At 40.4% G+C, this 15,635-nt stretch carries 15 protein-coding genes and 1 other annotated feature; all 15 genes read right to left on the reverse strand.

Annotated elements, in window-relative coordinates:
- Positions 1-89: 89 nt before the first annotated feature.
- Entirely contained in the window at positions 90-557 is a 468-nt protein-coding gene (locus BFI01S_RS14185) for a hypothetical protein (protein WP_235831195.1), read from the reverse strand.
- Positions 558-690: 133 nt separating this feature from the next.
- Positions 691-1,815: an RNA polymerase sigma factor RpoD gene (rpoD, locus tag BFI01S_RS14190; RefSeq protein WP_035332682.1), complete on the reverse strand. Its 1,125-nt coding sequence runs from the start codon at positions 1,813-1,815 to the stop codon at positions 691-693.
- Positions 1,816-1,922: 107 nt separating this feature from the next.
- Positions 1,923-3,740: a DNA primase gene (gene dnaG, locus BFI01S_RS14195; protein ID WP_061793204.1), complete on the reverse strand. Its 1,818-nt coding sequence runs from the start codon at positions 3,738-3,740 to the stop codon at positions 1,923-1,925.
- A 39-nt stretch (positions 3,741-3,779) separates the two neighbouring features.
- Positions 3,780-4,268, reverse strand: coding sequence for a YaiI/YqxD family protein (locus BFI01S_RS14200; RefSeq protein WP_235831196.1), 489 nt, complete (start codon positions 4,266-4,268; stop codon positions 3,780-3,782).
- Positions 4,269-4,576: 308 nt separating this feature from the next.
- Positions 4,577-5,395, reverse strand: coding sequence for a pyruvate, water dikinase regulatory protein (locus tag BFI01S_RS14205; protein ID WP_061793205.1), 819 nt, complete (start codon positions 5,393-5,395; stop codon positions 4,577-4,579).
- A 28-nt stretch (positions 5,396-5,423) separates the two neighbouring features.
- Positions 5,424-6,059, reverse strand: a complete 636-nt coding sequence (ccpN, locus tag BFI01S_RS14210) for a transcriptional regulator CcpN (RefSeq protein WP_035331133.1) — start codon at positions 6,057-6,059, stop codon at positions 5,424-5,426.
- A gap of 250 nt (positions 6,060-6,309) precedes the next feature.
- Positions 6,310-8,382, reverse strand: coding sequence for a glycine--tRNA ligase subunit beta (glyS, locus tag BFI01S_RS14215; protein ID WP_061793206.1), 2,073 nt, complete (start codon positions 8,380-8,382; stop codon positions 6,310-6,312).
- Positions 8,375-9,265, reverse strand: coding sequence for a glycine--tRNA ligase subunit alpha (glyQ, locus tag BFI01S_RS14220; RefSeq protein ID WP_061793207.1), 891 nt, complete (start codon positions 9,263-9,265; stop codon positions 8,375-8,377). The genes glyS and glyQ overlap by 8 nt, the downstream gene beginning before the upstream one ends.
- Positions 9,266-9,366: 101 nt before the next feature.
- Positions 9,367-9,551: a binding site (T-box leader), on the reverse strand.
- A 71-nt stretch (positions 9,552-9,622) separates the two neighbouring features.
- Entirely contained in the window at positions 9,623-10,375 is a 753-nt protein-coding gene (recO, locus tag BFI01S_RS14225) for a DNA repair protein RecO (protein ID WP_061793208.1), read from the reverse strand.
- 30 nt (positions 10,376-10,405) lie between these two features.
- Positions 10,406-10,549 carry a YqzL family protein gene (locus BFI01S_RS22580; RefSeq protein WP_009332996.1) on the reverse strand — a complete coding sequence of 48 codons (144 nt, stop codon included), beginning with the start codon at positions 10,547-10,549 and terminating at the stop codon, positions 10,406-10,408.
- Between the two features lie 157 nt (positions 10,550-10,706).
- Complete coding sequence (gene era, locus BFI01S_RS14230) at positions 10,707-11,621, reverse strand: GTPase Era (RefSeq protein ID WP_048011157.1); 915 nt, start codon at positions 11,619-11,621, stop codon at positions 10,707-10,709.
- On the reverse strand, positions 11,614-12,057 hold the full coding sequence (locus BFI01S_RS14235; protein WP_082804536.1) for a cytidine deaminase: 444 nt from the start codon (positions 12,055-12,057) through the stop codon (positions 11,614-11,616). The genes era and BFI01S_RS14235 overlap by 8 nt, the downstream gene beginning before the upstream one ends.
- A gap of 348 nt (positions 12,058-12,405) precedes the next feature.
- Positions 12,406-12,801: a diacylglycerol kinase family protein gene (locus BFI01S_RS14240; RefSeq protein ID WP_061793209.1), complete on the reverse strand. Its 396-nt coding sequence runs from the start codon at positions 12,799-12,801 to the stop codon at positions 12,406-12,408.
- Positions 12,779-13,249 (reverse strand): rRNA maturation RNase YbeY, encoded by a 471-nt coding sequence (ybeY, locus tag BFI01S_RS14245; protein ID WP_061793210.1) that lies wholly within the window; start codon positions 13,247-13,249, stop codon positions 12,779-12,781. Before ybeY ends, BFI01S_RS14240 begins: the two co-directional genes overlap by 23 nt.
- The gene (locus BFI01S_RS14250; protein ID WP_115596782.1) at positions 13,246-15,438 is read right to left on the reverse strand and encodes an HD family phosphohydrolase; all 2,193 of its coding nucleotides are present in this window, start codon (positions 15,436-15,438) and stop codon (positions 13,246-13,248) included. Before BFI01S_RS14250 ends, ybeY begins: the two co-directional genes overlap by 4 nt.
- Positions 15,439-15,635: the final 197 nt, after the last annotated feature.

A 15,635-nucleotide genomic window follows, 5' to 3' on the forward strand; every position in this document is an offset into this window, starting at 1 on the left:
TAAGAACAAAAGTTGTATACGCTTTCATTACTATTATATAAGGGATGTTAGAGATTTCTCAACATTTAAAAACTTTTTAAAATATTTTATTATATGAATATAGAAATAACTATTAAAAAGAATCCAAGCGCTCCTGATATCCATAAATATAGAAACTTCCTTTTTAATCCTGCATACAGCCAAAGAACACAATTAATCACTAGGGAAACATAGAGAATTCTCTCGTTATTGGGATATATCTCTGATACAAAACCAACAGATCCCATCAGTAAAATCAAAGCTGCTGATATGATGGGAATATGTATCATTTTTACTTTTCTAGAAAAATAAAAAATAAAAAAAATACATGCAGAAATAAAAAGAATTAAAATGACGGTTTGCAAAGTAATAGACAATTCAGTAAAATAAATTAATAAAGCAGAAATTGGAATCATCAGCAGGAAGATAAGGTTGGCAAGATATAACACCACTGTATTTTTACGTTTTTTTATTTCCTTCGGCTGACTTCCTTCCGTGTAAAGTGCAAGCAGGTAGTCACAATATTGATCAGGAAGCATTCTGCTCTTTTTCCAATGCAGCAGTTCGTTAATAATGATTTTTTTTCTGTTTTCTTCCAACCAAAGCACATCCTGTCAAAAAAAATAGTTTACTTCCATTTTAAGAAGTAAACTATCCACTGGCAATTATATTTTATTCTAAAAAGTCTTTTAGTCGTTTGCTTCTGCTCGGATGGCGCAGTTTTCTTAAGGCTTTGGCTTCAATTTGGCGGATGCGTTCCCGGGTAACGCCAAACACTTTGCCAACTTCTTCCAGGGTCCTGGTGCGGCCATCGTCGAGACCGAATCGAAGACGCAGAACGTTTTCTTCACGGTCAGTCAGTGTGTCCAGAACATCTTCAAGCTGCTCTTTCAAGAGCTCGTATGCCGCATGCTCCGATGGAGAAGTGGCATCCTGATCTTCGATGAAGTCACCTAAGTGAGAATCATCCTCCTCACCAATAGGTGTTTCTAATGAAACAGGCTCCTGTGCAATCTTAAGAATTTCTCTTACTTTGTCTGGAGTTAAATCCATATCTTCAGCAATTTCTTCTGGTGTTGGTTCACGGCCAAGATCCTGAAGAAGCTGGCGCTGAACACGAATCAATTTATTGATCGTTTCCACCATATGGACAGGAATACGAATGGTCCTGGCCTGGTCAGCAATCGCTCTAGTAATGGCCTGGCGTATCCACCATGTTGCATACGTACTGAACTTAAATCCTTTGCGATAGTCAAATTTTTCAACCGCTTTTATCAGTCCCATATTCCCTTCCTGAATAAGGTCAAGGAACAGCATTCCGCGTCCTACATACCTTTTAGCGATACTGACAACCAATCGGAGGTTCGCTTCTGCCAGACGCCTTTTCGCCTCTTCGTCGCCTTCCTCAATTCGATTGGCGAGTGCTATCTCTTCTTCTGCAGAGAGTAAATCAACACGTCCAATTTCTTTTAAGTACATACGGACAGGATCATTAATTTTTACACCCGGAGGAACACTTAAATCATTAAGATCAAATTCTTCCTCATTTTTTGCAAGTTCCTGAACATTTGGATCTTCATTTTCATTATCTCCGACTAACTCAACACCCTGATCTCCGAGGAATTCATAGAATTCATCCATCTGGTGGGAATCAAGTTCAAATTGAGACAATCTTTCTGCTATATCATCATAGGCAAGGACACCTGTCTTTTTTCCTATTTCAACTAATTGATCTTTCGCTTGTTCAAGGGTCAATTCTGTATCAACCTCTTTTGAACGGGCCGACTTTTCAGCCATATGTCCCCCTCCTTCCAAAAATCACACACATTCTGATACATCTTCAAATGGGACTATTCATTAGGAACGCTTAATCCCAAAACATTTATTTAATTCACACAGCCTTCTTATAGTGACTTTCGCAAATGAAGAATCTCCATTGCGATTAAAGCCGCTTTAGCATAATCTTTTTGGCGTTCTGCTTCCTTTTCTTCATTTAGTTTTTCTTTTATTTTTAACATCTTTTGATAATTCAACACCTGTTTAAGGTAATCTGATAATTCCTGTTCGCTTATTTCATCGTTTATGGACATCATTTCTATATCCACCACAATGCGCTTAAGCTTTTCATCATTTATAAAATTTATGAATGCACTCGGATCAGGCGTATTGCCTTTTTCGTAGAAACCTAAAAGATAGGTAATAATAGCCTGATGTTCATCGATGTTAAATGTATTTCCCTGAAGCATATCCTGAACTTTAAATGCTATGTCACTATTTCTGAGCATGTGGGCAATCAGCCTTCTTTCCGCTGTATGGTAGGCGGGTTTAAGACTGTCAGCCCTTTTGGGTATCTGCAGCCTTTTTTGAGGCTCGAAAGCACCTTTGCCATTCTGGCTGCTTTTTCTCTTCTCCGTATAATAGACCTGTTTTTGCTGCTCTTTCAAAGCTTCCAGAGAAAGTGAGAATTCATTCGCAAGCTGGCGAAGATAATGGTCTCTTTCCACAGCTTTATCAAGCCGGCTGATTTCCTTTAATACCTCTTCGATATAAAGGAGCCTATCTCCTTCATTTTGAAGCCTTTTGCCTCTTCGGAGATAAAGAAGCTTAAATGCCATAAAGGTTATGCTGGAGTCGATTACATCATAACGAAATTTTTCTTCGCCGTATTCTTTAATATAATCATCCGGATCATAGCCGTCAGGCATGAGTGCCACTCTGATCTGGCAGCCTGCTTCCATTAGCAGGTTTGCTGCCCGGTATGCGGCTTCGATACCGGCATTATCGGAATCATAACAGATCGTGATTGATTGAACATTTCTTCTTAAGGAAGCAATATGTTCTTCAGTTAAAGCGGTGCCCATCGTACCAACGCCATTACCGACACCAGCACGATCAGCGGCGATTACATCTGCAAACCCTTCAAAAAGAACGGCTCTCTGCAATTTTTTAATCTGTGGTCTCGCCAAATGAAAATTATATAAAGTTTTGCTTTTATTGAAGATTGCTGTTTCAGGACTATTTAAATATTTGGGCTCATCGGCCCCAAGTGATCTCCCTGAAAAAGCAATCGTATTTCCGCTGCGGTCGAAAATCGGGAACATAATTCTATCTCTGAAGCGGTCAAAATAGTTCCCATCTTTCTCCCTTTTGATGATCAGTCCTGCTCTTTCCATGACATCTTCGGGGAACTTTCTTTTAGTCAGGAACTTGAAGACAAAATCCCAGGACTTCAATGAATAACCGATTTGAAATTTCTCGATCGATTCCATTGTAAAGCCTCTATTGAGCAAATATTCTAATGCATGCTGACCATCTTTTGTGTTTACAAGCAGATGGTGATAAAATTTACGCAGAAGCTCATGGGCTTCCATCATCTGCTGTAAATCCACAGGCATTGATTTTGCTGATGCTGCGGATGCCGCATCAATTTCGAGCTTGACATTTCCCTTTTCAGCGAGTTTTAGTGCGGCTTCCTGAAAGGAATATCCTTCTAAATCCATTAAGAAAGAAAAGGCATTGCCTCCTGCTCCGCATCCAAAGCAATGGTAGATTTGCTTTTCGGGTGATACAGAAAAGGAAGGAGTATTTTCGCCATGAAAAGGACAAAGCCCAAAGTAGTTGCGTCCCTGCTTGTTTAATTGAATATAGTCGCCAATGACATCAACAATATCTACAGCTTGCCGAATTTCATTTACTTTCTCCTCGGCGATCCGTTCTGCCATATGAACAACTCCATTACTTACTCAGGTATTCGATAAACGTTACTGAATCCCTTCAAAATTCGACAAAATTTTTGTCAATTGCTGCACAAACCTGGATCGGTCCTCTTGGCTAAATGGTTTTGGCCCTTTCCCATAAACCCCTCTTCTTCGCGCCTTCGCTGAAAGATGCCTCATTTCCAAAGCGGTTCGAATTTCACTTTCTTCAGATAAAATTCCCCTGGGAGAAAGGACATAAACACCCTTTAACAAAAGAGTTGATGCCAATCCAATATCTTGAGTTACAACTGCATCTCCTGATTCCACATAATTCATTATGAATAAATCTGCAGCTTCCTTACTGCTGTCAACAAATTTCCAGACAGCCCCATTCAGATCATTTTGCATATGGGCATAAGAAGCAACAAACACTGCTTCCACATTAAAGGAATTGGCTATTTCGACAATTTCCTCTTTTACAGGACAAGAATCAGCATCCACCATAATGATTGGTTTGCCTAATGTTCTAAATAATTCTACATCACTCCGCATAATCCTTCTTTACATGAATAACTTTTGCATAGTGAGATATGTCGAATTTTTTCTTGATCGAAAACTTGACATGCCACAATAAATAGTTTATTCCTTGGCAATGAACTCTAAACCTATTCGGGTACATTTTTATCACAATTTTTTATTATAGTACATTAATCTCTATTTTGCCATTATTTTATCTGGCAAGAATATAATTTAGTTCTGCAGTTTCTTCTCATCATAAAAAAATTTAGTTTGAAGTAAAAGCCCTCAAAAAACCTGACTGCCGACTATAGAAAAGAAAAGGCACATAAAGAATTTATGTGCTAGCTTTTCGGAAAGCTTTTCCGATATTGATTTAAGATCATATTGGCTGTTTCTTCTACAGCTTTGTTCGTGACATCAATAACCGGGCATTTAATTTTGGAAACGGTTTTTTCAAAGTAACCTATTTCTTCTTTGATTCTTTCTATATTGGCATAGCTGGCATTATCGCTTAGACCTAATGATATCAGGCGTTCTCTTCGGATAAAGTTTAATTTCTCAGGGCTGATTTTCAGACCGAAGCACTTATCCGGCGGGACAAGAAACAGCTCTTCTGGAGGATCAACTTCAGGCACAAGGGGCACGTTAGCCACTTTAAGGCGCTTGTGGGCAAGATACTGGGAAAGCGGTGTTTTCGAAGTCCTTGATACACCTATAAGCACTATATCAGCCTTTAATATTCCACGAGGGTCTCGGCCATCATCATATTTTACAGCGAACTCGATTGCCTCAATCTTTTTAAAATAATCCTCATCAAGCTTTCTGACCAGTCCTGGTTCAAAAAGCGGTGTAATGCCGCAGGCTCTTTGGATTTGATCCATTAAAGGGCCAACAATATCAAAGGCATATATCCCTTCTTCAGCAGCCCGCTGGTTAATATATTTCCTCATGTCCGGCTTGACCATTGTATAGGCTATCATCCCATTATCCAGCTTTGCCAGCGAAATGACTTCATCAATATGTATTTTTTCTTCAACATATGGAAAACGCTTAATAGATACATCACTGCCATTGAACTGGCTCGTTGCAGCTTTTGTTACAAGTTCGGCCGTTTCTCCCACTGAGTCCGAAACGACATAAATGACCGGCAATTTTTCCATCCTTCAACACCATCTCCTTCTTACAATGCTACTTTTCTCCGGCCAGAGCCAAGAATGCCTTTGTCAGATTTGTTTTGGTTATCCTGCCGTTTACTTCGAACCCTTTCTCCGTCTTTTTTACAACAGGAAGGGCGTCAATTTGCTTTTCAATCAGCTTTTTAGCAACTTCTATGAGCAAATCATCTTTTTCACACATGGTAATGTTAGGCATTCTAGTCATAATGATATTAACAGGGATGGAATTTAACTCCTGCTTGCCAATACTTGCACGCAGTAAATCCTTCCTTGACAGAACTCCAACAAGCAGTGAACCCTGATCGACAACAAATAACGTGCCGACATCTTCCAAAAACATTGTCACAATTGCATCATACACCGATACATTCTCATTAACCACTACAGGAATGGATTGATAATCCCTTACATAAAGCTTTTGGAGGTTTTCTGTCAACAGCTGCGCCCCAGTCTTGCCTGTATAAAAATAGCCTACACGCGGACGGGCATCTAAATAGCCTGCCATCGTTAATATAGCCAGATCAGGCCTTAGTGTTGCCCTCGTAAGACTAAGCTGTTCCGCTATACTCTCACCAGTGATCGGCCCGTTTTCCTTAACGATTTCTATGATCTTTTCCTGCCTTTTATTTAATTCGATTTTCCTCACCACCTAATCTGAAAAGGAGACGCTATTGGCACTCATTTCCCACTATAATAAGGTTATACTTTTATATAATTATTATATACTATTTGTCATAAATGAAAAGATGTGTTTCATATATAGTTTGCGATGCTGCCTACTATGCCCAAAACGAAAGAGCCCGTCAGATGATAAACAGGCTCTTTCCTGACAGCCACGGCAGCTGTCTTTATCTTAGATTTTAATCGTATTCAAGCATAAAACGCAAAATTTTAGCTTATTACTTAACAATTATTTCATTCATATTTGCAAATTTCTTTATCATATCTGCCAAATGTGCCATTTGATGCAGCCTATTGCGGCGAATTTCCTGATTCTCATCCATTACCATAGTATGCTCGAAGTATTGATCAATTTCAGGTTTCAAGCTGATTAGCAAGTTAAAGGCTTCTTGCTCTTTAACCTCTTTTCTCAATTCCTCGCTTACAGATAAATATTTGCTGAACAGAGCTTTTTCGTTTTCATTTTCAAATAAGCCGCTGTCTATATCCCCTTTATCTTCTGCCTTAGAAGCAATGTTGATTACCCGGCTAAGAGCTTCAATGCTTTCCTTGAAGCCTTCTGCATCCTTGTGGGACTCCAATACTTGGGCTCTATTCACAAGTGAAGGCACGGAGCCGATATCATTTCCTAATACAGCTTCAATTAAGTCATAGCGCACTGCTTTTTCCTGCAGCATATATTTAATTCTTAATTTAAAGAAAGAAACTAATTCCTTCATCAATTCACTTTTTGATTTCTTTCCAATATCCGCATTAAGAACCGTCTCAGAAGATAATGAAATCAATTCTTCAAGTTTTAGATTCCAGTTTTTAGCCAGTAACGTCTGGATGATACCCGATGCCTGTCTTCTTAAGGCATATGGATCCTGGGAACCGCTTGGAATAATCCCAATTGCAAAGGATGACACAATTGTGTCCAGCTTCTCAGCAATGGACAGCACTGCACCGGCATCACTTTCTGGCGTCTGGTCCTCTGCATTGCGCGGCATGTAATGTTCATTAATTGCACGCGCCACAGCTTCTTTTTCACCTTTTTGCAGAGCGTATTTTTCCCCCATAAAACCTTGCAGCTCAGGAAATTCATAAACCATATGCGAAACAAGGTCAAACTTTGAGATTTCAGCAGCACGGTCTGTCACTGCTTTTGCTTCATCACTGAAGTCAAGTTTCTCGCTTAGTTTCGCTGCCAGCTGGCGGACACGATCTACCTTCTCAGCAAGTGTTCCAATTTCTTCATGATACACAATGTTTTTAAGTTTTTCGAGCGATGCTGCGATATCCGTTTTTTGGTCTTCCCTGTAGAAGAAAGCTGCATCAGAAAGTCTTGCCCGCAATACTTTCTCATTTCCTTTAGCCACTTTCTCCAAATGTTCATGAGATCCATTCCGAACTGTAACAAAGTAAGGAAGAAGCCTGCCGTCTTTGGACTTTACAGGGAAATAGCGCTGATGCTCTTTCATTGAGGTAATTAAAACCTCTTCCGGAAGCTCCAGATATTCTTCTTCAAATTTGCCATATAATGCTGTCGGGTACTCAACCAGATTATTTACTTCTTCCAATAAATTTTCATCAACAGGAATCACCCAATCATTCTCTTCCTCAATTTTTTCCAATTGCGAGAGAATAGCACTTTTTCTTTCCTGAGGGTTAGTAATGACATACTGTGCCAGCAGGGACTTTTCATAGTCAGAGGGATTATTAATTTCAATCTCTTCCCCGAGAAAACGATGCCCCCTTGTAAGGTTGGAAGTCTGAACATTTGTGATTGAGAAAGGAATAACTTCATTTCCGAATAATGCCACAAGCCATTTGATCGGCCTGATGAAGCGCAGCTCCTGGTTTGCCCAGCGCATATTCTTCGGAAAGGATAACGAGGTGACAATCTGCTGAAGTTCAGACAGCAGTGCAGCTGTTTCCTGACCTTTAATGAATTTGCTGACATGGGCGTATTCAACACCGTTAATTTCTTTAAAAAATATATCTTCAACAGAAGCTCCCTGCCCCCGGCTGAATCCAACAGCAGCTTTTGACCATTCTCCATCCCCGGTTAAAGCGATTTTTTTCGCAGGTCCTTTCGCTTCCTCATTTATGTCCTCCTGGGCGGTATCCACTCCCGTAACAAGAACAGCCAGACGGCGTGGGGAGGAGAAAGCGCTGATCTCGTCAAAAGATATTTTCTTTTCCAAAAGCCATGATTTCACTTTATCTGAAAGCTGATTCATTGAATTAGTGACAAATCTGGCAGGCATTTCTTCGAGTCCAATTTCCAGCAGAAGATCTTTCTTATTCATGAGATCCTTCCTCCTTATCCTTTAAAATTGGGAAGCCAAGTTTTTCCCGCTCTTCATAAAAGGTTTTGGCTATTTTTCTGGCCAGGTTTCGGCATCTTGCAATATAGCCGGTTCTTTCTGTCACTGAGATCGCTCCCCTTGCATCAAGCAGATTAAAAGTATGGGAACACTTTAATACATAGTCATAAGCTGGATGTACAAGCCCTTCCTCCATTTGCCTATGTGCTTCTTTCTCGTAGATATTGAACAAATTGAAGAGCATTTCCTGATCCGATGTTTCGAATGTGTATTTCGAATGCTCATACTCAGGCTGCAGGAAGATATCCCTAACCGTAAATCCTTCTGTCCATTCAAGGTCAAAGACATTTTCCTTATCCTGAATGTAAGAGGCAAGCCTTTCAATTCCATATGTAATTTCAACAGACACAGGCTTGCATTCCAAACCGCCTACCTGCTGGAAGTATGTGAACTGTGTTATTTCCATGCCATCAAGCCACACTTCCCATCCTAAGCCCGCGCAGCCCAGAGAAGGATTTTCCCAGTTATCTTCTACAAACCGGATGTCATGTTCAAGCGGATCAATGCCCAATGCTTTGAGTGAATCAAGATACAGCTCCTGGATGTTATCCGGCGAGGGCTTCATGATCACTTGAAACTGATGATGCTGGTAAAGCCGATTTGGATTCTCTCCATAACGGCCATCGGCCGGACGGCGTGAAGGCTCTACATAAGCCACATTCCACGGCTCTGGTCCGATCGCTCTTAAAAATGTATAAGGGCTCATCGTACCTGCGCCTTTTTCTGTATCATAAGCCTGCATCAGGATACACCCCTGTTCAGACCAATGCTTTTGAAGCGTTAATATCATGTTTTGAATATTCATAGGACACCTCTTTCTTAATTTGTTATAAATTTAGCAGCTGTCTACCACAAAACTTCCATGTTTCGGTGAACATAAAAAACTCCCGTCGCTATGCCACATGGCATAGGGACGAGAGTTTACCCGCGGTTCCACCCTATTTGCCGCGATTTTACCCGCAGCCTCTTTGCTGTCGATAGACAATATTGCTCCAGAGCGCCCTTCCTTAACCATCCATACCCAGCTTCCACTATCCCGGGTTCGCTTTAATGAGAAAAAGTTAAGTACTCTTCTCCTTCACAGCAATAATATTTTATTAATTTGAATCATAGCGGAATCACATTGGATTGTCAATCTTAAGTAAAAAGCAAAAGGAGCTCATTACATAAGATCATTAAACTTGTCCATTTGATTCAAAAACTTCTTAGTCTTAAGGTTTAAGCCGGAATACTCTTCATAATAAGCAGAGATAATCTTTTTCAATTCAGCTTTGGTTTCCGGTTTAACAGAGATATTGCCGAGCCTGGACAAGTCAAAAAAATAAAACAGGCGCAGCAGCTTAATTGTGGCCTGTGATACTTTATAATGATAGGGATCCTTATCAAGACAGCGGTGACAAATGAGGCCGTTTTCCCGGATAGAAAATGCAAAATGCCCGTCAGTGATTCCGCAGACAGAACATTGATCAAGAACAGGATATAAACCCAGACCATTCAGCATTTTCATTTCATAAATGTTCGTGAGAATTTCCGGGTCATATCCTTCGTTAATTAAATTTAGCGTTTGATGCAGCAATTCGAACAAAAATGGGTTGGGCTTTTTATCCTCACTGCTTTTATCAGTCAAATCGACTATATAGCTTGAATATGCCGTCAGAAAAATATCTTCTTTAATAGATCGCATGGATGAGATCATGTCCCCCTGCTGCAGGGTGCCCAGACCGCTTCCGCGCTGGACTAAAAAATTCCCGTATGTAAAAAGCTGGGTGACAGCAGCAAGTCTGCTGTTGGGCTTTTTTGCTCCTCGTGCCATCACACCAACTTTTCCCCATTCACGGGTATATAAAGTAACTATCTTATTTGTTTCACTATAATTAGTTGTCCTGATGACGATGCCTTCACATTTATCAAGCAACTGTGACACCATCCCTGTCTTTCGACAAACCTATGAGATGGGAAAATCAGCTTCTGCTAGCTCTTCATCATTGCTGCCGGGTATATCCTGAGTTTCCTTTTCTAGCTCCTTGAAGAGAAGATATGTGTCAATATTTCCTGTCTGGGAAAACACTCTCCAGGTAAAATCCATCATCGAAAACCCCACCTTTCAGTTATTCAACTAGCAATTATTTATCCCAATACGTTTATCTATATCATAGCCTGTCTTTGTAAAATCATGAGACGAAAATATTGTCAATCACCTGTATGCATATAAATCAGAAATGGATAATACTTTAATTAGGGCTGGTTCAGTACTCATCTTCACGGAAGCCAAAATCGCGGAGCTGAGACATTTTATTGCGCCAGTCTTTCTGAACTTTGACCCAAAGCTCCAGAAAAACCTGTGAACCAAGAAGATTTTCAATATCCACCCTTGCTCTTTTTCCGATTTCCTTGAGCATCTTTCCTTGCTTTCCAATCACAATGCCTTTCTGGGAGTCACGTTCCACAATGATCGTAGCCATGACATGAACGACATCCTTGTCTTCGCGGCGCTCCATTTTATCAATAGTGACAGCAAGCGAGTGCGGTATTTCCTCTCTTGTTAAATGCAGCGCTTTTTCCCTGATCAGTTCGGAAACGATAAATCTTTCTGGGTGATCTGTTACCTGATCAGCAGGATAAAACTGCGGCCCTTCCGGAATATATTTTTTAATCTGTTCTAACAGCGTCTCTACATTATTGCCTTCCAAAGCAGAAATGGGGATAATTTCACTGAAATCGTACTTTTCCTTGTAAGACTCAATAATTTTAAAAAGTTCATCTGGATGCACCTGGTCAATCTTATTGATCACAAGGAAAATTGGCGTACGGACTGACTGAAATTTCTCAAGTATGAATTCTTCACCGCGTCCAAAGCCTTCCTGGGCATTTACCATAAACAGGATAACATCTACTTCTTTCAATGTGTTTTGGGCAACTTTCATCATAAAATCTCCCAGTTTATGCTTTGGCTTATGGATTCCTGGCGTATCAATAAAAATAAATTGTGCGTCATTGGTTGTCAGGACACCCTGAACTTTATTGCGCGTCGTTTGCGGCTTATCACTCATAATGGCAATTTTCTGCCCAATTACGCGATTTAAGAATGTTGACTTTCCTACGTTTGGTCTGCCGATTATAGAAATAAAGCCTGATTTGTGTCCTTGTTGTGTATTATTCATGTAAGTCCTCCGGTGAAAATGCTCCTGGCAGTAATTCTTCAACTGTTAATTCTTTAATATCCCCTTTTAAGTTGGTTAATACAACTTTCATTGCAGGCGGACATAATTCGGATATTACCTGTCTGCATGCACCGCATGGGGGGACAGGACGGTCTGTGTCAGCAACAACAGCAATGGCTGAAAAGCTTTTTACGCCATCAGAATATGCTTTGAAGAGCGCAGTCCTTTCAGCGCAATTACACATGCTGTACGCTGCATTTTCTATGTTGCAGCCGTGGAAAACCTGACCGTCACTGCTTAATAGCGCCGCTCCCACTTTGAATTTTGAATATGGCACATATGCTCTATCTCTTGCAATCTTTGCTTCCTGTATTAGCTGATCGTTATTCACAAATATTTCTTCCTTTCCTGTAAAACGGAGCTGCTCCCGATGCAATCATGGGCCTTGGGGCTCGCAAAGCTTCTTTCTGTGAAAAGCAGCCGCTTCTCTTTTATTTTACAACATTTTACTTTGATTTTCATTGTTTGTAGCAAAAACGTAATAAAAAAATTGAATTTTCTAAAAATATGCAGGCTGTTTAAATTTTATCAGGCCATTGTTTTCTAAATGGCATCCCTCAAAATCTCCCCGGCCCGTGAAATTTAATGCTGTTCTGTCATTTTAGCTGATTCAGTGAACGTTTTCAAACTCAGGCCTGATAATTCAAAGCAGATTACGGTCAGCCTTATTTATTAATATAGAAAAAGCAAAAAAAGCAAAGCTGCCCATTCGGACAGCTTCGCTTTACTGCAGAAATACCAGGATTTTAGGGAGGAATATTACTCCGCCTATTATTACACTTATAATGGCAAACACCAGCACCGCTCCAGCGGCTATATCCTTCGCCTGTTTGGCAAGGGGATGGTAATCTTCTGTTGACAGATCCACAGCCCTTTCAATGGCTGTATTAAGCAATTCAAGTGAGAACATTCCCCCGATGGCCAGCAGAATGATCATCCATTCAAGCCGGGAAATGCCAAAGTATATCCCAAAGAACATGACAGCCAGGGATACTGCCAAATGTATCTGCAGATTCCTTTCATTCCATAACGCTGTTCTAATTCCGGAAAAAGCAAATACAAAGGAATTGAGGAAAACATTGTGTCTTCGGACCTTTTTATCTCGTGAGCCCGAATTCATCAAGTATATCCTTCTGGCGGGAAAACATTTTTTTCTCATCATCCGGATTTTCATGATCATAGCCAAGAAGATGAAGGAAGCCATGGACCGCCAAAAACCCAAGCTCCCTTATAAAAGAATGTCCATATTCCTCCGCCTGCTCCTTCGCCTTTGCAGTGGAGATAATGATATCCCCAAGGATCCGCGGCATATCAGCACCAATCAGTTCAATTTCACCTTCACCCAGCTCTTCCATCGCGAAAGAAATAACATCTGTCGGCCGATCTTTATCCCGGTACTCCCTGTTGATTTCGCGAATGCGCTCATTGGTCACAAAAGTGATGGATACTTCGCTTTCGGGCTCAACAGATTCTTTTGAGGCCGCAAAGTTAATTAACTCTTCGATTTTGGCTATATCATTTTCCTGAAGCTCATTCGTTTCGTCTAAAAAATCAATGCTTAAAGTCATGCCTGTTTCACCTTCTGTTTTGTCATTTCAGGATACTCAATACGTGAATGGAAAATTCCGTTTAACGTTTCACAGAACGAGTGTGAAACGGTTTCCAGTTCTTTTAAGGTTAAATCACATTCATTCAGCTGTCCATCCTGAAGCCTGTCTGCGATTATCTTTTTGACCAAATCCTCTATTTGCTCTGTTGTAGGATGTGCCATTGAACGGACTGCTGCTTCTACACTATCCGCAATGCCAATGACTGCCGACTCTTTTGATTGCGGTTTAGGTCCCGGATAGCGGTAGTCCTCTTCTTTTACTTCGAGGCCATTCTGCTTTGCTTTGTAGTAAAAATATTTCAGCAATGTTGTTCCATGATGCTGTTCGGCAATATCCACTATCTCCTTAGGCATTTTATGCTTTCTCAGCATTTCAGCACCATCTGCGGCATGGGCGATAATAATATTCTTACTGGTCTGAGGAGGAAGCCGATCATGCGGATTTTCAATATTCACCTGATTTTCAATAAAAAATTGCGGCCGTTTTGTTTTGCCGATATCGTGATAATAGCAGCCCACTCTCGCCAAAAGACCATTTGCCCCAATAGCTTCACAAGCTGAATCGGAAAGATTTGCAACCATTACACTATGATGGTAAGTTCCGGGAGATTCGGTCAGTATCTTTCTCAGAAGCGGATGATTAGGGTTGGAAAGTTCAATCAGCCTCATAGTAGACAAGATTCCGAATCCCGCCTCAAAATATGGCAGCAGGCCGATCGCCAGGACTGCAGACGAAATACCTGAAATCAGAGCGATTACAAAGTAAAATCCATATTCGATCGTTTCATAGTGGCCATTTCTTAAAAAGAGCATTGAAAAGATAACAAGTATATTAACTGCAGATACGAATAAACCAGCCTGCAATATTTTTGTGCGGCGATTCTGCTTACTCAAAAACAATATGGCCGCCAAGCCGCTGCAAAGGATATAAATGGCTGATGTCAGCTGGAATGTTCCTGTAACACCTTCATTAAAAATGATGCTTCCGCTGATCGCCATTATAATTGTGTAGTACATTGCAAGCTTTTCATCAATCAGTATTTTGATCAGCATAGCTCCCATGGCTGCAGGGTAAATATATCCTATTTCTGAGTAATCAGCATACTGGAACAGGCTGATGACCTTCATAAGCAAGATCGATAAGATAAAAACAAGGCTGAACAGCAATAAATAGCTTTGCTTTAACTCCCGCTGCACATTCAATTCGCGGAAATAATAATATAGGGCTGATAAAACAATGACAATGATTAGTGTCAAGCCTATAAAAGGCTGAATCGAATTAACACTGTCTAGAAGTCCTGCAAGTTCAAGCTGTCTGTATATGTCCCTGCTGATCAGCTGATTTTCTTCAACAATGATCTGTCCCTGAAGGATTTTTACTGGCTCAACACTCTCAATGGTCTGCTGCCGCAATTCTTCCGTAGCAGCAGGATCATAAAATTGATTTTGATATATTGCATATCGCCCCAGCTCTATTGCGGCTTTTTTTAAATCTGAATTTAAGCTGGTGAACTTCAGTTCTTCTTCAACACGCTTTTTCGCGTTCTCCACCTGTTCAGCAGGAATTTCATTATTCATGATTTTATTGATGGCAGTAACAGTAAGGTCTTTCGCAATGCTTAGTTCCCCCTCCTTTGCCTGCAGCAAAGCAAGGAAAACTCCATCAGGAACTTCACGTGTTACGTCATCAGTGAGTTTTTCTTTAACCATGGACAATTTGTCTTCAGGACCGGGTGCGGAAGGGTCTGGTGCCTCGGCATCTTTGCCGGCCTCATTTGCAGCAGCTTTCTTTTTCTCTTCCATCCCTTCTTTTACTTCTTCATTCACTTCCGATACGGATCCGAAAATAGAGGTAACCAGGTCGACTCTGTTTTGTGCAATCTCTTTTTTTACAACGTAAATATCCTTAACATTATTTTCTGCTTCTTTTCTCTTTCTTTCTGTGCTTGCTTTATCCTCTATTGTTATGGGTGACCTTATTGTCTGTTCAGCGACAGAGAACAGACTTAAATCCATCTTTTCAGGCTTCACATTGCTATACATGGAAAAATACATAGCAACTCCCAATAGAACAAATAAGAGAACACGAAAAAAGGTCATATTAAGTAAATTTCTGATTGTCGTCATACTCTGCTGAAGATTTGGCACATTTACCCCTCCTGTCCTGGGTAAAAAAACTTCTATAACACTTAAATAGTTTTTAATTATTAATTATGTAAAATCATAACAGTTTTTCTGTTGGTTTTCACCAATGAAAAATGGCCTATCTAATAACAGGTTACCTAAACATTTCATTAATAGCAAATAATTCCATAGTAATTACCTGCCGATTTTATCAGCTAATG

The sequence above is a fragment of the Cytobacillus firmus NBRC 15306 genome (assembly GCF_001591465.1).
In the GTDB taxonomy this organism is placed as follows: Bacteria; Bacillota; Bacilli; order Bacillales; family Cytobacillaceae; genus Cytobacillus; species Cytobacillus firmus.